We start from the raw sequence: 21,322 nt of genomic DNA, 5'->3' as shown, positions 1-21,322 counted from the left end.
GCAGCGGCGCCTCAGATCTCCAGCGACGGCTCCTCGGGCGCGGTCCCCCGCTCCACCGCCACGCCGAGCGCACGCAGGTCGGCCACGAAGTCCGGGTACCCCCGGTCGACGTGGTGGACGTGCGAGACCTCAGTGGGTCCGTCCGCACAGAGCGCGGCGATGATCAGTCCGGCGCCGGCGCGGATGTCGGTGGCGCGTACCGGCGCCCCGGACAGCCGCTCCCGGCCCCGGACCACGGCGTGGTGCCCGTCGGTCTTGATGTCCGCGCCGAGCCGCATCATCTCGTTCGCGAACATGAACCGGCCGTCGAAGATGTTCTCCGTGATCAGGGATGCTCCGTCGCTGACCGAGGCCAGCCCGATCGCCATCGGCAGCAGATCGGTGGCGAAGCCGGGGTACGGCAGGGTCACCACGTCCACCGCGCGGGGCCGGTCGTCCATGCGTACCCGGAAGCCGTCGCCCCGCGTCTCGACCAGGCCGCCGGCCGCGACGACCTTGTCCAGCGCGACCTCCAGGTAGGCCGGGTCGAGGCCGGTGACCGTCACGTCGCCGCGCGTCATCGCGGCGCCGAACGCCCAGGTGCCGGCGACGATCCGGTCCCCCACGGTGGCGTGCCGCACCGGCCGCAGACCAGGCACGCCGGTGATCCGCAGGGTGGACGTGCCCGCGCCGGAGATCCGCGCGCCCATCTGGTTGAGCATCGTGCAGATGTCGACGATCTCCGGCTCCCGGGCCGCGTTGTCGATCGTCGTGGCGCCCTGGGCCAGCACCGCTGCCATGACCAGGTTCTCGGTCGCGCCCACGCTGGGGAAGTCCAGCACGATGTCGGCGCCGCGCAGCCCGTGCGGGGCCTCGGCGATGACGAACCCGTGCTCACCGGAGATCTCCGCACCCATCCGGGTCAGCCCGGAGATGTGCATGTCCAGGCCACGTGAGCCGATCGCGTCACCGCCCGGGTGGGCCACCCGCACGTAGCCCCGACGGGCCAGCAGGGGGCCGAGCACGCAGATCGACGCGCGCAGCCGCCGGACCAGGTCATAGTCGGCCTCCGCGCCCGGCTGCTCGGGTACGTCGATGGTGACCGAGCGGGACCGGGCGACGCCGCCCCGCGCCACCATCGGATCGACGGGGTCGTCCGCGTCGAACCGGACGTCACAGCCCAGCCGCCGCAGCACCTCCCCCATGATCGCGATATCGGTGATCCGCGGAACGTTGGTGATCACGCTGCGTCCGGGAGCGAGAAGCGCGGCGGCCATCAACTTCAGCGCCGAGTTCTTGGCGCCGACGACGTGCACGGTGCCCGCCAGTCGGGCCGCACCGCAGACCCGGATGACGTCGACGTCGTTGACCGCCGTGTCACCGGCGTCCCCCGGACCCACCACCGCAGGCCAGCCGGCAGTCGTGTCCGGCCGAGCGGGGATCGTCAGTTCCGGTATCCGTAGGCTGTGCGTCATGGCCGTCCACCTCACGCGCATCTACACCAAGGCCGGCGACGCCGGCATGACCAGGCTGAGCAACAACGAGCAGGTCCCGAAGACCGATCCAAGGATCGCCGCGTACGCGGACGTCGACGAGTGCAACGCGGCGATCGGTGTCGCACTCGCCCTGGGCCAGCTCGACGAGGAGCTGCGAGTCGTCCTGGCGTCGGTGCAGAACGACCTGTTCGATGTCGGCGCCGACCTGTCCACGCCCGTCGAGCCGGAGCCGAAGTACCCGCCGCTGCGGGTGACCGAGGAGTACGTCGAGCGCCTGGAGGGCTGGTGCGACGAGTACAACGCGCGCCTGAGCAAGCTCGACTCCTTCATCCTCCCGGGCGGCACCGCGGGCGCGGCGCTGCTGCACGTGGCGCGGACCATCGCCCGGCGAGCCGAGCGGGCGGCGTGGGCGCTGGTCAGCCACGATCCGGACCGGACCAGCTCGCTCCCGGCAAAGTATCTCAACCGGCTCTCCGATCTGCTCTTTATCCTGTCAAGAACGGCAAATCCGGCAGGCGATGTGCTATGGGTCCCCGGCGGCAAGCGCTGACGATGGGCGAGTTCCCGCTCTAGCCGCCCTCACGCGTCCCGGCGGCCGGCACCTCGCCCAGTCAGCCTCGATCGACTCGAGTTCCATGAAGTCGGGTCATTAGCGTCGCCCGAACACCCGGAGTTCAAGGAAGCCGAGTCGATCACCCCCCGGGCGACGCATGAAGGCGAGACCCAGCGAACCCGGTAACGGCAGGTGGTCAAAGAACCGGACCGGACCGACGCACCGAGCCGCGGACGGGTTTCCGGGGCAGCCCGCCCGGCGCAGGGATCAAGCCTGACCGCCCGGAGCCGGGCGGGCTGCCCCGGAAACCCCGAAGAGCAACCACCGACGGCCGACAGGGAAACCCCGAAGGCACCAGGAGCAGCCCTCAGGCGGCCGGCCAGTCCTGGGAGGCCAGACGCGGCGAGACCGCCCCCGGAGGGGCGGCCTCGAGCCAGGAGAGGAAACCGGTAACGGTCGATCGCGCCATGGCGATCTCCACCGGTGCGTGGTGACTCGTACAGCGGAGGATCACCCAGTCGGCCGGCATGGAGAGCCGTTCCTGCCCTTCGGGCAACCGCCGGCGCTCGACCGCGAGATCCTTGCGGGAGAGAACCCGCTTGGGGCGGATCGCGAAGCTGAACATTCGATACCAGCGCAGCTCGTCAGCGGCGAACCGGCCGAAGCCGGGTGACCAGCCACGCCCGTCGAGCACGGTGGTGACCCGGACGCTGAGCCGGATGATGCCACCGCTGCGGGTCACGAGAGCCCGCCGGACGAAGAGTACGAGAAGTGCGACGAGGATGACGGCGACGCCGATCCCGATCCCTTCGACGATCTCCATCCCCGGTGTGACTCAGCGGCTCTGCGCGGAAACCGGGGTCGCGCTCTCGGCCAGCACGGTGACGCCCTCGGCGCTCACCGAGAGGAAACCGCCGGCCACCTCGTACGAGACCTGCTCGCCGCCGGCCAGCTTGATGCGGACCTGGCCGGGCTCGGCGAGCTGGCCGAGCAGCGGCGCGTGACCCGGCAGGACACCGAGCTCGCCCTCGGTGGTCCGGGCGACGACCATCTCGGCCTCACCGGACCAGACCTTCTCCTCGACGGCGACGAGCTCGACGTGAAGCTGCTTTGCCACGCTGTCTCCTTGCTGCGGCGGCGGATTGCCGAAAGTCTAGTCGTGCCGCCGCGCCGCCCCCAACGCGGGTGGCGAGAGCTGCGCCACGGCTACTTGGTCTTGTTCTGGAATTCCGGGTGCTCGAGAAGGAACGGGTCCAGTTGTTCATTCTGCAGGGCGGTGAAGAAGTCCGGGACGCCTGCCTGGAACTGCTCACCCAGGTATTTCTTACCCTCGTAGACCCCGCCACCGGGGAGCTTGATCATCTGGATGGTGTTCGGGCGGATGTTCTTCAGGGCGAGCCCGAAGTCGACAACGCTGTTGCCGCGGCCGTTGAAGATCAGCGACTGGCCGGCGGCGCGCAGCACCTTGTCCAGCTTGATCGGGTTGGCCACCACGTCGGCGCTGAACGCCTGACCGACCATCGCCTTGACGAACTGCTGCTGGTGGCGCTGCCGGCCATAGTCCGAGTCGGGGACGCCGTTCTTCGGGTACCGCTGCCGGACGTAGTCCAGCGCCTGCCACCCCTTGAGGTGGTGGGTGCCCTTCGTGTAGACCGCCTGCGGCCCGACGTAACCCTCTCCGTAGGTCTTGCCCGGCCGCGGGGTGCCGTCCGGCTGCTTGTGCTCGGACCGCACCTCCCGCTCGACGTACATGTCGACGCCGCCCATCGCGTCGACGATCTTCTGGAAGCCGGTGAAGTTGATGATCGCTCCGCCGTCGAACCGCTTGATGCCTGTCACGTTCTGCACGGTGGTGGCCAGCAACTCGAACCCCCGCGCCGCGTCGGGATTCTTGCCGGGCACCTGACTACCGAACGACATCGCAGCGTTGATCTTGGTCTTCTCGCCGGAGAAGTTGGCCTTCTTGAAGGCCGGGATCTGCACGTAGAGGTCCCGCGGCACCGAGAACAGGTAGGCCCGGTCCATCGAGGCGGGCACGTGCAGCACCATGATCGAGTCGGCCAGCGGCGCCGCCGTCGGCGTGCGCGGGTCGATGCCCACCAGCAGGAGGTTGAGCGGGCCCTTGATGTCGCTCTTCTTCTCCTTGGCGCCCGCCGCCTGGTCACCGAAGAGGTCGGCCTTGCCGACGGCGCCCTCGTAGCGGGCCATCAGCACCTCGGTGCCGACCAGCACCCCGCCGCTGAGCATGGTCAGCACCAGGCCGAACACGGTGCACACCTTGGCCCAGCGCGGCACGCCCCGCCACATGGACGACTTGCGGCCCTTCTTGCCGGCCTTACCCACGTCATCTCCGTTCGCTACGCCCACGCAGAGGAGACGGGCTCACGTCGTCGAAAGGTTGCACTCGTCCGCGCTCGTGAAGGTGAACGCGCGGACCGACCGTATCTCGGCTGCCACGTGAGTGACGACCACGAGTAACGGACCGCGACGATGGTAAGACGTGAAGATGAACAAAAGACTGCCCCGACATTGCCGGGGCAGTCTTTTGCGGTACGGGTACGACAAAGGCTGTCAGGCCTTCATCAGCTCCTCAGCCTTGGCTTCCAGGTCCTCGAGTCCGCCGCACATGAAGAACGCCTGCTCGGGGAAGTGATCGTACTCACCCTCGCTGATCTTGCGGAACGCCTCGATGGTCTCCTTGATCGGGACCGTCGAGCCCGGCACGCCGGTGAACTGCTCTGCCGCGTAGGTGTTCTGCGAGAGGAAGCGCTCGATCCGCCGGGCCCGGGCCACGGTGATCTTGTCTTCCTCGGAGAGCTCCTCGATACCGAGGATGGCGATGATGTCCTGCAGGTCCTTGTAGCGCTGCAGGATCCGCTTCACCTCGGTGGCGACCTGGAAGTGCTCCTGGCCGACGAACTCCGGGGCGAGGATCCGGGACGAGGACGCCAGCGGGTCCACGGCCGGGTAGATGCCCTTGTCGGAGATCGACCGCTCCAGGTTGGTGGTCGCGTCGAGGTGGGCGAACGTGGTGGCCGGGGCGGGGTCGGTGTAGTCGTCCGCCGGCACGTAGATCGCCTGCATCGAGGTGATGGCCTGGCCCCGGACGGAGGTGATCCGCTCCTGGAGCTCGCCCATCTCGTCGGCCAGGGTCGGCTGGTAACCCACCGCGCTCGGCATCCGGCCGAGCAGGGTGGAGACCTCGGACCCGGCCTGGGTGAAGCGGAAGATGTTGTCGATGAAGAGCAGCACCTCCTGCTTCTTCACGTCGCGGAAGTACTCCGCCATGGTCAGCGCGGAGAGCGCCACCCGCAGACGCGTGCCCGGCGGCTCGTCCATCTGGCCGTAGACCAGCGCGGTCTTGTCGATGACGCCGGACTCGGTCATCTCGGCGATCAGGTCGTTGCCCTCACGGGTGCGCTCACCCACGCCGGCGAAGACCGAGGTACCACCGAAGTTACGGGCGACCCGGGTGATCATCTCCTGGATGAGCACCGTCTTGCCCACGCCCGCGCCGCCGAACAGACCGATCTTGCCGCCCTTGACGTACGGGGCGAGCAGGTCGATGACCTTGATGCCGGTCTCCAGCATCTCGGTCTTCGGCTCCAGGTCCGCGAAGGCCGGAGCCTTGCGGTGGATACCCCAGTGGTCGTCCGGGGTGAGGGTCTCGCCCTCCTTGAGGTTGAGCACCTCGCCGATCGCGTTGAACACGTGGCCCTTGACCGCGTCGCCCACCGGAACGGTGATCGGCTTACCGGAGTCACGAACCTCGGCGCCGCGAACCAGACCGTCCGTCGGCTGCATCGAGATCGCACGGACCAGGTTGTCACCCAGGTGCTGGGCGACCTCCAGGGTCAGCGTCTTCTCACCGCCGGACAGGCTCACGTTGACGTTCAGGGCGTTGAACAGGGCCGGCATGCCGTCGCGCGGGAACTCGGCGTCGACGACCGGGCCGATGACCCGGACCACGCGACCCGTGGCCGTCTTGGTCTCTACTGGTGCAGTCATCACACTTCACTTCCCGACGCGGCCAGCGCGTTGGCGCCGCCGACGATCTCGCTGATCTCCTGGGTGATCCCGGCCTGACGGGCCGAGTTCATCTCACGCGTGTACTTCTCGATCATCTCTTCGGCGTTGTCGGTGGCGCTCTTCATCGCCCGCCGCCGTGCCGCCGACTCACTCGCCGCCGACTCGAGCAACGCCGCGTAGATCCGCGTGTTGATGTACCTCGGCAGGAGCGCGTCGAGCAGCGCCTCCGCCTCCGGCTCGAACTCGTACGCCGGCAGCAGCCCCTCGGAGCGCGGCCGGTCCTCCACCTGCATCGGACCGATGACCTTGGTGACCGGGTTCTGCGTCATCAGCGAGTGGAACTCGGTGTAGACGATGTGCAACTCGTCGACGCCGAGTACCCCGTCCGCGCCAGCGTTACCGTCGACGTCGTCCGCACCGGCGGTGAACGCCTTGATCAGCGTCTCGCCGACGGTGCGGGCGTCCTCGAACGACGGCTGCTCGCTGAACCCGGTCCAGTTCGCCTCGATCGGCCGGTCACGGAACCGGTAGAACCCGACGCCCTTACGCCCGATGACGTAGAGCACCGGCTCCTTGCCGTCCGCCCTGAGCCGCGCGATGAGCGACTCGGCCATCCTGATCGCGTTGGAGCTGTAGCCGCCGGCCAGGCCGCGGTCGCTGGTGACCAACAGGACGCCGGCCCGCCGCACCCGCTCGCGCGGGGTGAGCAGCGGGTGGTCGATCCGCGCGTTGGACGCCAGCGCCGTGAGCACACCGGTGATGGCCTGGGCGTACGGCAGGGACGCCTGCACCCGGGCCTGGGCCTTGGCGATCCGGCTCGTCGCCACGAGCTCCATCGCCTTGGTGATCTTCTTCATCGACTTCGCCGAGCGGATTCGTTGACGAAGAACGCGAACCTGGGCCGCCATGGGATCAGCTCTCGGCCGGGCGGTCGGTCGCGCTGTCGCGGAAGCGGGTCACCGTCTCGCGGTTCTCGTCGCCCTCGAGCGGAGCGGCGGGCGCGTCGTTGACGGTGCGCTCGTCGTCCTTGTTGAGGAAGACCTGCTTGAACTCGGCGATCGCCGAGTCGAGCGAGCCGGTGATGTCGTCGTTCCACTGGTTGTCGGCGATGCCGGCCAGCACACCCTCGTGCTTGTGCCGCAGGTACTGGAGGAACTCCGCCTCGAAGCGCCGGATGTCGCCCACCGGGACGTCGTCCAGCTTGCCCTCGGTGCCGGCCCAGACCGAGACGACCTCCTCCTGCACCGGGAACGGCGAGTAGTTGGCCTGCTTGAGCAGCTCGACCAGCCGGACGCCACGGTTGAGCTGGTTCTGCGAGGCCCGGTCCAGGTCGGAGGCGAAGGCGGCGAACGCCTCCAGCTCGCGGTACTGGGCCAGGTTGAGCCGCAGCGAACCAGAGACCTTCTTCATCGGCTTCACCTGGGCGGCGCCGCCGACCCGGGAGACCGAGGTGCCGACGTTGATCGCCGGACGAACGCCCTGGTTGAACAGGTCGGTCTCCAGGAAGATCTGGCCGTCGGTGATCGAGATGACGTTCGTCGGGATGAAGGCCGAGATGTCGTTCGCCTTCGTCTCGATGATCGGCAGACCGGTCATCGAACCGCCACCCAGCTCGTCGGAGAGCTTCGCGCAGCGCTCCAGCAGGCGGGAGTGCAGGTAGAAGACGTCACCCGGGTACGCCTCACGGCCCGGCGGGCGACGCAGCAGCAGCGACACGGCCCGGTACGCCTCGGCCTGCTTGCTCAGGTCGTCGAAGACGATCAGGACGTGCTTGCCGCCGTACATCCAGTGCTGCCCGATGGACGAGCCGGTGTACGGGGCCAGGTACTTGAAGCCGGCCGGGTCGGACGCCGGCGAGGCGACGATGGTGGTGTACTCCATCGCGCCCGCCTCCTCCAGCTGCCCCTTGATCGAGGCGATGGTGGAGGCCTTCTGGCCGATGGCGACGTAGATGCAGCGGACCTGCTTCTTCGGGTCGCCGGTGCGCCAGTTGTCCCGCTGGTTGAGGATGGCGTCCAGGGCGACGGTGGTCTTGCCCGTCTTGCGGTCGCCGATGATCAGCTGGCGCTGGCCACGGCCGATCGGGGTCATCGCGTCGATGGCCTTGATGCCGGTCTGCAGCGGCTCGAACACCGACTGCCGGGCCATCACGTTCGGAGCCTGCAGCTCCAGCTCGCGGTAACCCTCCTCGGCGATGTCGCCGAGGCCGTCGATCGGCTGGGCGAGCGCGTTGACCACGCGGCCGAGGAACGCGTCGCCGACCGGAACCGAGAGCACCCGGTCGGTGCGCTTGACGCGCTGCCCCTCCTCCAGCTTGGCGGAGTCACCCAGCACGACGACGCCGATCTCCCGGACGTCGAGGTTCAATGCCACGCCGAGCGTGCCGTCCTCGAACTCCAGGAGCTCGTTGGTCTTGGTCGAGGGCAGGCCCTCGACGTGGGCGATGCCGTCGCCGGTGTCGGCGACGGTGCCGACCTCCTCGCGGGAGACGTCGGACGAGTAGGAGGAGACGTAGCGCTCCAGAGCGCCGCGGATCTCCTCCGTCGAGATGGTCAGCTCGGCCATCCTCTGCTTCCTTAAAATTCAGGGGCCCGGGATACCTAGTACCAACCGGTCCGAATGGCGTCTGTCAATCCGGGCGCTGCGGCGGCGGAGCCGCCCCAACGGTGAGGCGGCGGAACCACCGCATTGCTGGCGGCGAAGCCGTTCAGCGCTTCGCGAGCGCGTTGCGGGTCTCGTTGAGGCGGCGCAGGATCGTGCCGTCGTACAGGTCTGAACCGACCCGGACGCTCACGCCACCGAGAACGGCGGGGTCGACCGTCTGCTTGACGGACACCTCCCGACCGTATATCGCGGCGAGGCTCGCACCCAGTCGACGCTCGTCCTCGTCACTCAACGGGGCCGCGACGGTCACGTACGCCACCTGCCGGTCCCGCCGGTCGGCGGCCAGCTCGACCAGCCGGGTGAGCGCTCCGGTGAAGGAACGCCCGCCGAACCCAGCGAGCGCGGCCTCGACGAGGCTGACGGTGACCGGCCGGGCCTTGCCGGCGAGCAGCTCGCGAGCCAGGGTGGCCCGCTGCTCGACCGGGGCGACCGGGTCGGCGAGAGCGTTGCTCAGCGCCGACTGACCGGACACGACCTGACCGAAGCGGAACAGCTCGTCCTCCACCTCGCCCAGCTCACCGGCGGAGTCGGCGCTGGCCAGCAGCGCCTCCACGCCGAGGCGCTCGGTGCCGTCGAGCAACTCCGACGGTGCCGACCAGCGGCCCGAGACCAGCGTGACGAGCAGGTCGAGCGCGTCCGCGCCGATCCGCCCACCCAGCATGTCACCGAGCAGCGCGCCGCGGTCCGCGCCGGGACGAGCCGGGTCGGAGAGCGCCCGACGCAGCCGCGGCTCACGCCGCAGCAGGGTCGCCACGGAGAGGATGGCGTCGGCGGTGGCGGCCACCGCCGACGGCTCCGCGCCGCGGACGTACGCGTCGAGGCCTTCGGCCGCGACCTTGTACGACTCCCGGCTGGCGGCCTGCATCAGCGGGCCCCCGTGCTCTCGAGACCGCTCAGGAACCGGTCGACGGTGCCCTTGCGCCGCGCCTCGTCGGCCAGCGACTCGCCGACGATCTTGCTGGCCAGGTCCACCGCGATGGTGCCGACCTCCGCGCGCAGCTCGCGCACGATGGTGGCCCGCTCGGCGGCGAGTGCGTCCTTGCCGGCCTGGATGACCCGGTCGGACTCCTCGCGCGCCTTGGCGAGGATGTCCTGGCGGATCCCCTCGGCGTCGGCCCGCGCGTCGTCACGGATCTTGGCGGCGTCGGTCCGCGCCTCGGCGAGCTGGGCGCGGTACTGCTCGAGCAGCTGGTTCGCCTCGGCCTGGGCGGCCTCGGCGCGCTTGATGCCGCCCTCGATCGCGTCGACCCGGGCCTGGAACGTCTGCTCCATCCGCGGGAAGACGAACTTCATCAGAACGAAGCACAGTACGGCGAAGGCGACCGTGCCGACCACGATCTCCTGCCAGATCGGAATGATCGGGTTGTGGTCTGACTCACCACCCTCGGCGGCGAGGAGGAACAACATGGGTGACCTCCCGGTCGGAAGGGGCGGAATCAGCCGGCCCAGATGAAGCCGAAGGCGATGCCGAACAGCGCGAGCGCCTCGATGACGGCGAAGCCGATCCAGACGTACGGCAGGGTCATGCGCGACGACTCGGGCTGCCGGGCGGTCGACTGGATGTAGGCGGCGAAGACCAGGCCAACGCCGATGCCCGGGCCGATGGCCGCGAGGCCGTAGCCGATGGCGGCGGTGCTGCCCTCTACCGCGGCGACGTAATCCATTAGTGGTTCCTCCTGGTTATCACGCGTGACTCTCACGCGGGACGACAACGGTTGGTGCGTGGATCAGTGCTCTTCGGCGAGCGCGCCCTGGATGTAGCTGGCGCTCAGGACCGTGAAGACGTAGGCCTGCAGGACGATGACCAGCGCCTCGAGGAGGGTCAGCGCCACGGTCATCACCCAGGAGACCACCGAGACCGGCGCCAACCAGGCGTTGGCGTTGAGCATCGCGAAGCCGCCGAGCGTGAAGACCAGCAGGAGCATGTGGCCGGCGAACATGTTCGCGAAGAGACGAACGGCCAGTGAGAACGGCCGGATGATGAAGGTCGAGAACGCCTCGATCGGGATCAGCAGCGGCAGGATGTACCAGGGTGCCGGCGGGATCAGGGCGTGCTTGAAGTACTTGCCGAAGCCGTGGTGCCGGATTCCGATGTAGTTGAACAGCACGTAGCTGATCACCGCGAGGATCGCCGGGAAGGCGATGTGCGAGTTCGGCGAGATCTGGAAGAACGGGATGATCGCGAAGGCGTTCGTCACCAGCACGAAGCAGAACAGCGTCGTGAAGTACGGGGCGAACCGCACGCCCTGGTGCCCGATCATGTCGACCGAGATGTTGTTGCGCACGAAGCCGTAGATCGACTCGGCGAACCACTGCTTCTTGGTCGGCACCAGCTGCGGGTTCCGATAGGTCGCCAGGAAGAAGATGATCAAGGCGCCGACCGCGATCCAGATCATCAAGGTGAACTTGGTGAACCACGGCGCGTTCTCCGCGCCCCAGGGCACGATCGCGGGCAGGTAGAAGTCGTCCACGCTGGGTGGGAATGCCGCCTGGCCCGCTGCCAGGACGTTCGCCTGTCCGAACACCGCGTCCCTTCCTAAGTAGGCGTGCCGAGTCGGCGGATGACCAGGATGACGCCCCCAGCCATGCCGAGCACGAAGCCGATCCCGGTGGCGACGCCACCGGTGTCGAGCCACTGGTCGACCAGCCAGCCGATGAAACCCCACACGAGCATGCCTCCGATGAGGTAGCTGAGCGCGGTCCAACCCTGACCGGCACCGGACGGATAGTCGTCCGGTTGACCGGCGGGACGGGGGGTTTGGTCATCAGCCATGACGGGGCGAACGATATCAGCCGGGAAGACGAGGCTGTGCCTCACCCCCCGCACAACCGTCGTTGTGTGGGCTTCTCGTGGGCGCCGTCGTCTGTGGGCACGCTACTCCCCTTCCGCCCGTCGGAAAATGACCGGAGGCCGACACATTGCCGCGCGTCCGATAGGTGGGACACCCGTGTCGACGACCAGGTCAGCCGGAGCGGCGGGCGTGCACCGTGGTCAGCCACCAGAGGTGCGCCGCTGTCCACACTGCCACCCCGGCGACGATGCCGAGGCAGAGCGGAATTAACCCCGCCCAACCGGTCGACGCCACCGCCACCAGGACGACACCCAGAAGGGTGAACTTCAGCACGTACAGCCCCAGACCGAGCGGCAGCAGCAACTGCGGGTTGACCTGATCGGCCCGCGCCAGCACCACCGTCGTAAGGGTGTAGCTGAGCACCGTCACGCCCACCCCGGCCGCCGCGCCGAGCGCGGCGGCCGCACCACCGGTCACCCCGCCCACCACGGCCGCGACCACGGCCAGCGCCGCCGACGCGGCAAGCAGCACCGGCAGGTGCCGCAGCCGCCACCGTCCGTCGCTCGCGGGTTCGACCACCCCGGGCTCAGCCACGGGGGTACGCCGGGAAGGCCGCGACCAGGTCGGCCACCTCGGCGCCGATCGTGCTCAGCGCGTCGGCGCCACCCGGTTCACCCGGGTTCGTGCGTACCGCGCGGGCGATCAGGGCGGCCACCTGCCGCAGCTCACCCTCGCGCATGCCCTGCGTGGTGACGCTCGGCGTGCCCACCCGGATACCCGAGGCCACCAGCGGCGGCTGCGGGTCGTACGGAATGGCGTTCTTGTTCAGCGTGATCGACGCGGCGTCGCAGCGACGCTCGGCCTCGGTGCCGGTCACCCCCAGCTCACGCAGGTCGATGAGCGCGAGGTGGGTGTCGGTGCCACCGGACACCGGGCGCATGCCCTCGTCGGCCAGCCCGGCGGCGAGCGCCTGCGCGTTGCGCACCACCTGGGCGGCGTACGTCTGGAACTCGGGCTGGGCCGCCTCGCGCAGCGCGACCGCCTTGGCCGCGACCGCGTGCATCAGCGGGCCGCCCTGGGTGAACGGGAAGACCGCCTTGTCGATCCGCTGGGCCAGCGACTCGCGGCAGAGGATCATGCCGCCTCGGGGACCGCGCAGCACCTTGTGGGTGGTGGCGCAGACGACGTCGGCGTACGGCACCGGCGACGGGATCGCCCGACCGGCCACCAGGCCGATGAAGTGCGCGGCGTCCACCATCAGGTACGCCCCGACCTCGTCGGCGATCTCCCGGAACCGCGCGAAGTCGATCAGCCGGGGGTACGCGGTGGCCCCACAGATGATCAGCTTGGGCCGGTGCGCGCGGGCCAGGTCGCGTACCTCGTCGTAGTCGATCAGCTCGGTGTCCGGCCGGACCGGGTAGCCCACCGGGTGGAACCACTTGCCGGAGAAGTTCACCCGGCTGCCGTGGGTGAGGTGCCCGCCGTGCGGCAGGTCCATCGCCAGCACCGTGTCCCCCGGCTGCACCAGCGCGGCGTACGCGGCCAGGTTGGCGCTCGCCCCGGAGTGCGGCTGGAGGTTGGCGTGCTCGGCCCCGAACAGCTCCTTGGCCCGGGCGATGCCGATCTCCTCGGCCCGGTCCACCTCGGCGCAGCCGCCGTAGTAACGCCGGCCCGGGTACCCCTCGGCGTACTTGTTGGTCAACGTCGAGCCGAGCGCGGCCAGCACCGCCGGTGAGGTCAGGTTCTCGCTCGCGATCAGTTGCAGGCCACCCCGCAGCCGGTCCAGCTCGCCGAGGACCACCCCGGCGATCTCCGGATCGGTGGCCCTGAGCTGGGCGAAATCCGGCCCCCAGAAGGTGCTCGTCTCGGTCTCCACAGCGAACGAGTCTAGGGGGCCGCACACTGGGACTCGTGAGATGCCTCGTCACCGGAGCCACCGGATACATCGGCGGGCGACTGACGCCGCTGCTGCTCGCCGACGGGCACACCGTGCGCTGCCTCGCCCGCAAGGCAGGACGCCTGCGCGATGTGCCGTGGGCGGCGGCGGCCGAGATCGTCGAGGGTGACCTGAGCCGGCCGGAGACACTGCCCGCCGCCTTCGCCGACGTGGACGTCGCGTACTTCCTGGTGCACTCGCTGGGCCGGGCGGACTTCGAGGCGGCCGACCGGACGGCGGCGACGAACTTCGCGGCGGCGGCCCGCGCGGCCGGCGTACGCCGGATCGTCTACCTCGGTGGTCCGGAGCCGGCGGCCGACGCGGAGGTCCCGTCGCCGCACCTGCGGTCCCGGGCCGAAGTGGGCCGGATCCTGCTCGCCAGCGGCGTGCCCACGGCGGTGCTCCGCGCTGCGGTGATCATCGGCTCCGGCTCGGCGTCGTTCGAGATGCTGCGCTACCTGACCGAGCGGCTGCCGGCCATGGTCACGCCACGGTGGGTCCGCAACCGGATCCAGCCGATCGCGGTCCGCGACGTGCTGCGCTACCTGGCCGGCTGCGCCACCCTGCCGCCCGACGTCAACCGCGGCTTCGACATCGGCGGACCGGACGTGCTGACCTTCCGCGACATGATGAACCGCTACGCCCGGGTGGCCGGGTTACGACGACGGATCATCGTGCCGGTCCGGCCCCTCACCCCGTCGCTCTCGTCGCACTGGGTCGGCCTCATCACCCCGGTACCGAACAAGATCGCCCGGCCGCTGGTGGAGAGCCTGATCCACGAGGCCGTGGCCCACGAACACGACATCGCCCGGTACGTGCCCGATCCGCCCGGCGGCCTCACCGGCTTCGACGAGGCCGTGCGGTTGGCGCTGGCCAAGGTGCGCGACGCCCAGGTGGAGACGCGCTGGTCCACCGCGAGCGGCACCGACGCGCCCGCCGAGCCGCTGCCCAGCGACCCGGACTGGTCCGGTGGAACGGTGTACACGGACGTACGGGAACGGGCGGTGGACGCGTCGCCGGCCGCGCTCTGGCGGGTCATCGAGGGCGTGGGCGGCGAGCACGGCTGGTACTCGTTCCCCCTCGCCTGGTCGGTACGCGGCTGGCTGGACCGGCTGGTCGGCGGCGTGGGGCTGCGCCGGGGCCGGCGCGACCCGCACCGCCTCCAGGTCGGCGAGGCGCTGGATTTCTGGCGGGTCGAGGAGATCGTTCCGGGCGAGCTGTTGCGGCTGCGCGCGGAGATGCGGCTGCCCGGCCGCGCCTGGCTGGAGATGCGGGCGCTGCCGGCCGAGAACGGCCACAGCCGTTACCAGCAACGTGCCGTCTTCCTCCCCCGCGGCCTCGCCGGGCACGCCTACTGGGGCTCCGTGACCCCGTTCCACGCCGTGATCTTCGGCGGAATGGCCCGCAACATAGCCCGCAACGCCGAACAAACCCCCTAACCCACCCCCACCCCCCACCGGCCCCGCCCCGCCCCGCCCCGCCCCGCCCCGCCCCGCCCCGCCCCGCCGATCTTGCACTTCCTGCTGCCGTTTTGCCGTCTTGGCACCTTAAGTCGCCACCGAAAATGCAAGATCGCCGAGCCCTCACGCGCCCACCCACCTGACCACGTCGATCATGGAGTTGTGGTGGCCCACAAAAGGGGCACTGGCGGCTCTAACGTCCACCACAACTCCGTGATCGGCGCGGTCAGGGCCGGGCGGGGGGCCGCGGGGGTTAGTTTGTGGTGCGGGCGCCGGTTACCTGGAAGGCGGCGCGTTCGCTTGGCGGGACGAAGTCGCGTACCGGCTGGTCGTGCAGGGCACGGGAGAGGATCTCGCCCACCCCGGTCACCATCCGGGCCTGCACGGCCTGACCGACCGCGTCGCGTGGGTCGTCGGGGTTGGCCGCCATCGAGGCGACCACCAACTGCGGGGTGAAGGCCACCACCGTCTCCGTCTCGTACCGCTCGGAACTGCCGGTCTTGCCGGCCACCGGGCGGCCCAGCCGGGATCGCAGATCGGGAGCCGTGGCGCCGTCGCACCGCCCGTACATCGACTGGTCGCCCACCGGGCAGCGGGCCGCGTCCGCCGCCGCCCGGGCCACGTCGGTGTCGAGTACCTGCCGACAGTCCGGCTTCGCGGCATCCACCGGCCGGCCGGCCGAGTCGTTGATCGAGACCACCGGCAGCGGTGCGCACCACGTCCCCTCCGCGGCCACCGTGGCGTACGCCGTCGCCAGGTCCAGCGGGGTCGTCGCGGCAACGCCAAGCGTGAACGGGCCCCAGTCCTTCGCGCCGTAGCGCGCCAGCCGCTCGTCGGAGTCGGCCCGCAGCACGATGCCCAGCCGCTCGGCCATCTCGACCACCCGGTCGGCGCCGACCCGTTCGGTGAGCCAGGCGAAGTAGGTGTTCACCGACCGGCCGAACCCGGTCCACATCGTGCGGGGGCCGTCCATCGCCGACGGACTGGCGTTCGCCGGGCACCAGCGGCCGTCACAGCTACCCGCACCGGTCGCCGGGAAGCGGGTGAGCAATTGCGTCGGCGCCGTGAACTCGGTCGACAGCGGCATGCCGGATTCCAGCGCGGCCAGCATGGTGAAGAGCTTGAACGTCGAACCGGCCTGATACCCGTCGATGGCCCCACCACCGGCCACGAGCTGGTTGACCGTGTTCGGGTGGTTCTTTTGCCCGACCGGGTTGTCCTCGACGCTGTAGTTACGGTTCACCGACATCGCCAGCACCCGGCCGGTGCCGGGCTGCACCACGGCGGTGGGTACGGCCCGCGCCTCGGTGGGTCGGTAGATGCGCAGGACCTGCTCGGTGGTGGCCTGCTGCACGGCCGGATCCAGCGACGAGACGATGGAGAACCCGCCCCGGCGCAGCGTGCGCTGTCGCTCGTCGGCGCTCGAACCGAACGCCGACTGGCTGCTCCACCAGCGGGTGAACCAGTCGCAGAAGAAACCCCAGTCCGAGTGCCCGTCGGGCACCCCCGTGCAGTCGTTCGGCGTCTCGCTGGGCCGCAACTGCAACGGCTCGGCCTGTGCCGCCGCCGCCGCGTCGGCGGGAACCTGATCCGTCTCGACCAGGCGTTCCAACACGTACGTCCGCCGGTGCAGGGCGCTGTCGGCGTCCCCGTTGATCGGGTCGTCACTGTCCGGCGACCGGACCAGACCGGCCAACAGCGCGGCCTGGGGCAGGGTCAACTCAGCCGGCGAGACCGAGAAGTAGCGTTTGCTGGCCGCCCCGATCCCGTACGCCCCGGCGCCGAAGTAGGCGATGTTGAGGTAGCGGGTGAGGATGTCCTCCTTGCTGAGCTCCCGCTCCAGCGCCAGCGCGTACCGCATCTCCTGGAGCTTGCGGGCGGTGGTGATCTCGGTGGCCGCCTGGCGCTGCCGCTCGGTGAGCCGGGGGTCGCTGCCGAGCACGTTGCGGACGTACTGCATGGTCAGGGTGGAGGCGCCCTGCCGGGTCTTGCCGTCGCGCTTGTTCACCGTGAAGGCGCGCACCACACCGCGCAGGTCCACCCCGCTGTGCTGGTAGAACCGGACGTCCTCGGCGGCCACGATGGCCTGGCGCATCACCGGGGCGACCTCGTGCAGCGGAACGTCCACCCGGTCCTCCTGGTAGAAGGAGGTGATCAGGGTGGTGCCGTCGTTGGCGTAGAGGTTGGAGCGCTGCGCGGTGGGCGGCGTGCGGAGCGTGTTGGGCAGCTCCGAGTACGGCGTGCTGAGGGCGCTGAAGCCGATCCCGAAGACCAGGGCGGCGGGCAGGGCGGCCCCGGCCAGCACCAGTCCGGCCAGCACGCCGGCGATCACCACGGTCAGCAGTTTGTCGAGTCGGGCCCGGATCATCAGCTCTCCCCGCAGGAGCCGGTCACACTAGGACCCGTTCAGAATGACCCTGAACACCCCTTTCGCCCCTGCTTTTCCCCAAACCCGGAGAAAACTCGCACGGCGCTCAGGGCAGCAGCGCGGCGGCCAGCGGGTGGACCGTCTCCTCGATCTCGTCCGCGACCCGGGTGAAACACTGGTCGCCGCGACCCCAGGGATCGTCGAGATCGTCGGTGGGCAGCGCCGAGGCGCCCAGTCGTTCGTCGTGCGCCGCCGCCACGAGGGCCACGCCACGCGCGTACACCGCCTCCGGGGTCGCCTCGGCCGCCGGCAGCGCGGTGCCGTCCACCGCGGCCAGCAGCCGGCCGAACTCACCCAGCACGAAGGTACGGGCCGCCGCGTCCGGGCGGAGCGCCACCACGTACTCCTGCTGGTCGGCCGTCGCCGTCAGGACCAGGTCGGCGGCGTCGATGTGGTCCGAGCGCAGCTTGCGCGCCGCGAACCCGTCGACGTCACCGCCACGGTCGATGACCTGCCGCGCCGCCGGCGGGTTCATCTCCTCGCCCGCGTGCCAGCCGCCGGTGCCGGCGCTGTGGCTGTGCAGCAGCTCCTCGGCGCCGGCCGGATCCTGCGAACGCCGCGCCAACCGCTCCCGTACCGCGAGGGCCAGCAGTCGCTCGGCCATCGGTGAGCGGCAGATGTTGCCCATGCAGACGTGCAGGACGGTGAACGGGGGCACTCAGGCCCCCTGGTGGACGTCGAGGAGGTCCGGTACGACGTCGCGCAGCTTCTCCAGCGGGATCGCCCCGGCCCGCAGCAACTGCGGCACCTCGCCGGTCAGGTCGACGATCGTGCTCGGCACCGGGTCGGGACAGGGCCCGGCCTCCAGGTACGCACGCACCGAGTAGCTGAGCTGGTCGCGCGCCTCCTCGGCGGTCACCGCCGCCGGCTGGCCCGTCTTGTTGGCCGAGGAGACCGCCATCGGGCCGGTCTCGCGCAGCACCTCCAGGGCCACCGGGTGCAGCGGCATCCGCACCGCCACCGTGCCGGTCTTGTCGCCCAGGTCCCACTGGAGGCTCGGCGAGTGCTCGACCACGATCGTCAGCGCACCCGGCCAGAACGCCTCCACCAGGTCCCGCGCCGCCGAGGGCAGCGAGAAGACCAGGCCATCCAGGGTGTGCCGCGAACCGATCAGCACCGGCGGGGGCATCTGCCGACCCCGGCCCTTCGCGTCCAGCAGCGCCTTGACCGCGTACGGCGTGAACGCGTCCGCGCCGATCCCGTAGACGGTGTCCGTCGGAAGGACGACCAGTTCGCCGTTCTTGACCGCCTCGATGGCCGCAGCGATGCCGCGGTCCCGATCGGCGGGCGATCGGCAGTCGTAGAGCATCACGAGGAGTCAGTCTGCCACGCCCGCCCGGGCACGGTGTGCTGGCCGTCCGCCCGTCGGGACGCGGTGGCGTACCGGGGGCGGCCGGTGAGGTCCGGATGCTCCGTGACGGCATCGAACCGGCCGTCGCGGGCGAACAACTCCGGCACCGCCACGCCGTGCGTGTCGTCGTGCTCGACCCCGATCACGCCCCCGGGTCGCAGCAGCGCCGCTGCCCGGTCGATCACCGGTCGGATCACCGCCAGGCCATCGGCGCCCCCGAAGACCGCCTCCGCCGGATCGTGCGCGGCCACCTCCGGCGGCACCACCACGTCGACCGGCACGTACGGCGGATTGCAGAGCAGCACGTCCACCCGACCCACCAGGTCGCTGAGCAGGTCGGGCGCGGTCACGTCGGCCTCGACCACCTCGATCGGCCGGTCCCCCGCCGCCGCCCGCTCGGCCGCGTTGCGGCGTAACCACGCCAGCGCCGCCAACGACCGCTCCACCGCGACCACCCGCGCCCCGGGCAGCTCCTGCGCCACCGCCAACGCGATGGCGCCGGTGCCGCTGCACAGGTCCACCACGAGCGGTTCGGATCTGCCCCGGCCCTGCTCGACACCCCATCCGGCCAGCAACTCCGTCTCCGGGCGGGGCACGAAGACACCCGGACCGACCGCCAGCTCCAGGTGCCGGAAACCCGCCCGACCGGTCAGATGCTGCAGCGGCTCCCGGCCGGCGCGACGCCCGACCAGCTCGTCCAGGCGGGCCAGTTGGGCGTCGTCCAGATCGTCGGCGAGGGCCAGCCGACCCCGGGGGACGTCCAGCACGTACGCCGTCAGCAGTTCGGCCTCCACGCGCGCCGGGCCCACACCGGCCGCGGCGAGTACGCGGGCCGCGCGGGCAACCGCGGCGGACAGACGGGTGCGGCCTGTCCCTTCGGGGGGGTGTTGCGGCAGAGTGGTCACACGATAATCATGGGGCGTCGCGGGGCGACGCCATGAACGGGTGCGTCGAGGCGCACACGACAGGAGGTTGTGGGTGGGCTGGCTCGACCGGGTCCATGACCAGGTTGACACTCTCTCGCACGCCCGCGCTTTGCAGGAAGCAAGTCGCTCCGCGGAGTCGTACACCCTTCTGGAGCGTGTGATCCGCACCACGTCGGACCCGGCGGCTCGCGCGGACGCCATGGTCCAGCGCCTCTCCGCCTTGATCAATCTCGGTCGGACGGCGGAGTTCACCCGCGCCATCGAGGAGGCGTCGGCGGCCGTCCGCGACCTCGCCGAGCCCTACCTGCACGGGCACCTCAACGCGCTGGCCGCGCTCGCCGCCCACCACCAGGGCGCGCTGGACCGGTGCGTCACCCACCTCGTCAAGGCAGCGCGGGCCCTGAACGCCGTGGACGACCCGGACCGGGACACCGCCTGGGGCTGGCACGACCTGGCGATGGCCTACAGCTACCTCAGCTTCCACGGGTACGCCCTGGGCGCGATCGAACGCGCACGGCAGCTCGGGTTGACCGCCGGGATCCCGGAGGAGACGTTCGCCGCGCCGGGCATCCGGCTGCGCAACGCCGTGGCGCTGGACCACAACGGTGACAGCGACGGTTGCCTGCGCGTGCTGCGGGACGTGGCGACCGACCTGGCCCAGTTCGTCCAGACCGGGCGGGCCGGGCGGCTCCGTCCCAGCAGCCTCGCCGCGTACGGGTACTCGGCGGCCCGGCAGGCCGCGCTCGGCGACACCCTGGAACCGACCGGGGATGCCGTCCCGTCCCGGCTGCTCACCCACGGCGGTGACAGCGCCCGCGCGCGTGACCTGCGGCAACTCGGCATGGTCTGCCTCGCCGTCGCGGACGGTCGGCCCATCGAGGCGGTCGCCCGACTGGACACCATCCGGGTGTCCACCGAGACGCTCGGGGCGGCCGAGCCGGCCCGGCTACGCAGCATCGCGCTCGCCCGCGCCGGCGACCATTCCGCGGCCCACCGGGCGGACCGGCTGGCGTTCCGACTCGCCGCCCAGCGCAACGACCGGCTGCGCGACGTCTACATCGACGGCATCGCCGCCCGGATCGACCACGAGGAGATGCGTCGCGAGGCGGCACGGTACGAGGGTGAGGCGTTGACCGACCCGCTCACCGGCCTGCCGAACCGGCGTCGCCTGGAGCGGTACATCACCGCCGTCGTGACCCGGGGCGAGCGGGTCGTCATCGGCGTCTGCGACCTGGACGGCTTCAAGGCGGTCAACACCCGGCACGGCCACCACTCCGGTGACCTGGTCCTGCAACGGATCGCCGGGGTGATCAACCGGGTGATGCGCCGGGGAGACTTCGTGGCCCGCTACGGCGGCGACGAGTTCGTCGTGGTGCTCCCGGACACGGGCATGACCGAGGCCGCCGAGGTGGCCCGCCGGATCGAGGCGGCGGTACGCAACGAGGACTGGGAGTCGCTGGTGCCCGGCACCCCCGTCGGGGTGAGCATCGGCTTCGCCGAGGTCTCCGGCGGTAGTGGGCTGCGGGACGCGCTCAGCGTCGCCTTCGAGCAGGCCGACCGGGAGATGCTGCGCGCGAAATCCCGCCCCCGAGCGAGCTGACGACCCCACCCCCACCCCCGCTCCCTCCCCCTCCCCCTCCGTCGGGGTCGATCAAGGACTTGTGGTGCCCCACAAAAGGCTCGCGACGGAATGATCCGCCCACCACGA

21 protein-coding genes are annotated in these 21,322 nt (G+C 70.5%); 3 read left to right on the top strand and 18 right to left on the bottom strand.

Translation table 11 applies throughout. The annotated features are described in order from the left end of the window. Positions 1 to 11: 11 nt before the first annotated feature. Complete coding sequence (gene murA / locus ABZ272_RS27775) at positions 12 to 1,454, bottom strand: UDP-N-acetylglucosamine 1-carboxyvinyltransferase (protein ID WP_355052867.1); 1,443 nt, start codon at positions 1,452 to 1,454, stop codon at positions 12 to 14. Between murA and ABZ272_RS27770 the strand changes: the two genes are divergently transcribed. Next, a complete protein-coding gene (locus ABZ272_RS27770; RefSeq protein WP_355052866.1) occupies positions 1,453 to 2,025 on the top strand; it encodes a cob(I)yrinic acid a,c-diamide adenosyltransferase in 573 nt (190 codons plus the stop codon). The genes murA and ABZ272_RS27770 overlap by 2 nt on opposite strands. A gap of 370 nt (positions 2,026 to 2,395) precedes the next feature. Here the strand turns inward: ABZ272_RS27770 and ABZ272_RS27765 are convergent, their stop codons facing one another. The 13 genes from ABZ272_RS27765 to glyA form a co-directional block, all read right to left on the bottom strand. After that, positions 2,396 to 2,851: a DUF2550 domain-containing protein gene (locus ABZ272_RS27765; protein ID WP_355052865.1), complete on the bottom strand. Its 456-nt coding sequence runs from the start codon at positions 2,849 to 2,851 to the stop codon at positions 2,396 to 2,398. A 12-nt stretch (positions 2,852 to 2,863) separates the two neighbouring features. Next, the gene (locus ABZ272_RS27760) at positions 2,864 to 3,145 is read right to left on the bottom strand and encodes a F0F1 ATP synthase subunit epsilon (RefSeq protein ID WP_355052864.1); all 282 of its coding nucleotides are present in this window, start codon (positions 3,143 to 3,145) and stop codon (positions 2,864 to 2,866) included. 89 nt (positions 3,146 to 3,234) lie between these two features. Continuing rightward, entirely contained in the window at positions 3,235 to 4,335 is a 1,101-nt protein-coding gene (locus tag ABZ272_RS27755; protein ID WP_355052884.1) for an LCP family protein, read from the bottom strand. Between the two features lie 264 nt (positions 4,336 to 4,599). Further along, entirely contained in the window at positions 4,600 to 6,036 is a 1,437-nt protein-coding gene (atpD, locus tag ABZ272_RS27750) for a F0F1 ATP synthase subunit beta (RefSeq protein ID WP_355052863.1), read from the bottom strand. Then, complete coding sequence (locus tag ABZ272_RS27745) at positions 6,036 to 6,965, bottom strand: F0F1 ATP synthase subunit gamma (RefSeq protein WP_355052862.1); 930 nt, start codon at positions 6,963 to 6,965, stop codon at positions 6,036 to 6,038. The genes atpD and ABZ272_RS27745 overlap by 1 nt, the downstream gene beginning before the upstream one ends. A gap of 4 nt (positions 6,966 to 6,969) precedes the next feature. Further along, the gene (atpA, locus tag ABZ272_RS27740; protein ID WP_355052861.1) at positions 6,970 to 8,622 is read right to left on the bottom strand and encodes a F0F1 ATP synthase subunit alpha; all 1,653 of its coding nucleotides are present in this window, start codon (positions 8,620 to 8,622) and stop codon (positions 6,970 to 6,972) included. A 142-nt stretch (positions 8,623 to 8,764) separates the two neighbouring features. Then, positions 8,765 to 9,586: a F0F1 ATP synthase subunit delta gene (locus ABZ272_RS27735; RefSeq protein WP_355052860.1), complete on the bottom strand. Its 822-nt coding sequence runs from the start codon at positions 9,584 to 9,586 to the stop codon at positions 8,765 to 8,767. Beyond that, the gene (locus ABZ272_RS27730) at positions 9,586 to 10,125 is read right to left on the bottom strand and encodes a F0F1 ATP synthase subunit B (protein WP_112584053.1); all 540 of its coding nucleotides are present in this window, start codon (positions 10,123 to 10,125) and stop codon (positions 9,586 to 9,588) included. Before ABZ272_RS27730 ends, ABZ272_RS27735 begins: the two co-directional genes overlap by 1 nt. Positions 10,126 to 10,157: 32 nt before the next feature. Then, positions 10,158 to 10,385 (bottom strand): ATP synthase F0 subunit C, encoded by a 228-nt coding sequence (locus ABZ272_RS27725; RefSeq protein ID WP_074314047.1) that lies wholly within the window; start codon positions 10,383 to 10,385, stop codon positions 10,158 to 10,160. A 63-nt stretch (positions 10,386 to 10,448) separates the two neighbouring features. Then, complete coding sequence (gene atpB / locus ABZ272_RS27720) at positions 10,449 to 11,246, bottom strand: F0F1 ATP synthase subunit A (protein WP_355052859.1); 798 nt, start codon at positions 11,244 to 11,246, stop codon at positions 10,449 to 10,451. A gap of 11 nt (positions 11,247 to 11,257) precedes the next feature. Next, entirely contained in the window at positions 11,258 to 11,494 is a 237-nt protein-coding gene (locus ABZ272_RS27715; RefSeq protein WP_355052858.1) for a hypothetical protein, read from the bottom strand. Positions 11,495 to 11,684: 190 nt separating this feature from the next. Continuing rightward, positions 11,685 to 12,107 carry a hypothetical protein gene (locus ABZ272_RS27710; RefSeq protein ID WP_355052857.1) on the bottom strand — a complete coding sequence of 141 codons (423 nt, stop codon included), beginning with the start codon at positions 12,105 to 12,107 and terminating at the stop codon, positions 11,685 to 11,687. Continuing rightward, positions 12,100 to 13,389 (bottom strand): serine hydroxymethyltransferase, encoded by a 1,290-nt coding sequence (gene glyA / locus ABZ272_RS27705; protein WP_355052856.1) that lies wholly within the window; start codon positions 13,387 to 13,389, stop codon positions 12,100 to 12,102. The genes ABZ272_RS27710 and glyA overlap by 8 nt, the downstream gene beginning before the upstream one ends. Positions 13,390 to 13,424: 35 nt before the next feature. Between glyA and ABZ272_RS27700 the strand changes: the two genes are divergently transcribed. Beyond that, entirely contained in the window at positions 13,425 to 14,888 is a 1,464-nt protein-coding gene (locus ABZ272_RS27700; protein WP_355052855.1) for an SDR family oxidoreductase, read from the top strand. A gap of 274 nt (positions 14,889 to 15,162) precedes the next feature. On the opposite strand, the gene ABZ272_RS27695 is transcribed toward ABZ272_RS27700, so the two are convergent. From ABZ272_RS27695 to prmC, 4 genes are all read right to left on the bottom strand, one after another. Further along, a complete protein-coding gene (locus ABZ272_RS27695; protein ID WP_355052854.1) occupies positions 15,163 to 17,277 on the bottom strand; it encodes a transglycosylase domain-containing protein in 2,115 nt (704 codons plus the stop codon). A gap of 106 nt (positions 17,278 to 17,383) precedes the next feature. Further along, a complete protein-coding gene (locus ABZ272_RS27690; protein ID WP_355052853.1) occupies positions 17,384 to 17,995 on the bottom strand; it encodes a phosphotyrosine protein phosphatase in 612 nt (203 codons plus the stop codon). Then, a complete protein-coding gene (locus ABZ272_RS27685; RefSeq protein ID WP_355052883.1) occupies positions 17,996 to 18,646 on the bottom strand; it encodes an L-threonylcarbamoyladenylate synthase in 651 nt (216 codons plus the stop codon). Then, entirely contained in the window at positions 18,646 to 19,593 is a 948-nt protein-coding gene (gene prmC, locus ABZ272_RS27680; protein ID WP_355052852.1) for a peptide chain release factor N(5)-glutamine methyltransferase, read from the bottom strand. Before prmC ends, ABZ272_RS27685 begins: the two co-directional genes overlap by 1 nt. Positions 19,594 to 19,666: 73 nt before the next feature. Between prmC and ABZ272_RS27675 the strand changes: the two genes are divergently transcribed. Continuing rightward, complete coding sequence (locus ABZ272_RS27675) at positions 19,667 to 21,214, top strand: GGDEF domain-containing protein (RefSeq protein ID WP_355052851.1); 1,548 nt, start codon at positions 19,667 to 19,669, stop codon at positions 21,212 to 21,214. Positions 21,215 to 21,322: the final 108 nt, after the last annotated feature.

Origin of the sequence: Micromonospora sp. NPDC005979, assembly GCF_040614415.1 — a bacterium.
In the GTDB taxonomy this organism is placed as follows: domain Bacteria; phylum Actinomycetota; class Actinomycetes; order Mycobacteriales; family Micromonosporaceae; genus Micromonospora.
Note: the sequence above shows the minus strand (reverse complement) of the source record. Positions and strands in the feature narration are given on the sequence as shown.

Bases quoted from the DNA above. Each gene is read 5' to 3' on its own strand.
- ABZ272_RS27745 (WP_355052862.1), bottom strand. From the start codon at position 6,965: ATGGCGGCCCAGGTTCGCGTTCTTCGTCAACGAATCCGCTCGGCGAAG.
- ABZ272_RS27735 (WP_355052860.1), bottom strand. From the start codon at position 9,586: ATGCAGGCCGCCAGCCGGGAGTCGTACAAGGTCGCGGCCGAAGGCCTC.
- ABZ272_RS27685 (WP_355052883.1), bottom strand. From the start codon at position 18,646: ATGCTCTACGACTGCCGATCGCCCGCCGATCGGGACCGCGGCATCGCT.
- ABZ272_RS27715 (WP_355052858.1), bottom strand. From the start codon at position 11,494: ATGGCTGATGACCAAACCCCCCGTCCCGCCGGTCAACCGGACGACTAT.
- ABZ272_RS27770 (WP_355052866.1), top strand. From the start codon at position 1,453: ATGGCCGTCCACCTCACGCGCATCTACACCAAGGCCGGCGACGCCGGC.
- ABZ272_RS27765 (WP_355052865.1), bottom strand. From the start codon at position 2,851: ATGGAGATCGTCGAAGGGATCGGGATCGGCGTCGCCGTCATCCTCGTC.
- ABZ272_RS27725 (WP_074314047.1), bottom strand. From the start codon at position 10,385: ATGGATTACGTCGCCGCGGTAGAGGGCAGCACCGCCGCCATCGGCTAC.
- ABZ272_RS27695 (WP_355052854.1), bottom strand. From the start codon at position 17,277: ATGATCCGGGCCCGACTCGACAAACTGCTGACCGTGGTGATCGCCGGC.
- atpD (WP_355052863.1), bottom strand. From the start codon at position 6,036: ATGACTGCACCAGTAGAGACCAAGACGGCCACGGGTCGCGTGGTCCGG.
- ABZ272_RS27755 (WP_355052884.1), bottom strand. From the start codon at position 4,335: ATGTGGCGGGGCGTGCCGCGCTGGGCCAAGGTGTGCACCGTGTTCGGC.
- murA (WP_355052867.1), bottom strand. From the start codon at position 1,454: ATGACGCACAGCCTACGGATACCGGAACTGACGATCCCCGCTCGGCCG.
- atpA (WP_355052861.1), bottom strand. From the start codon at position 8,622: ATGGCCGAGCTGACCATCTCGACGGAGGAGATCCGCGGCGCTCTGGAG.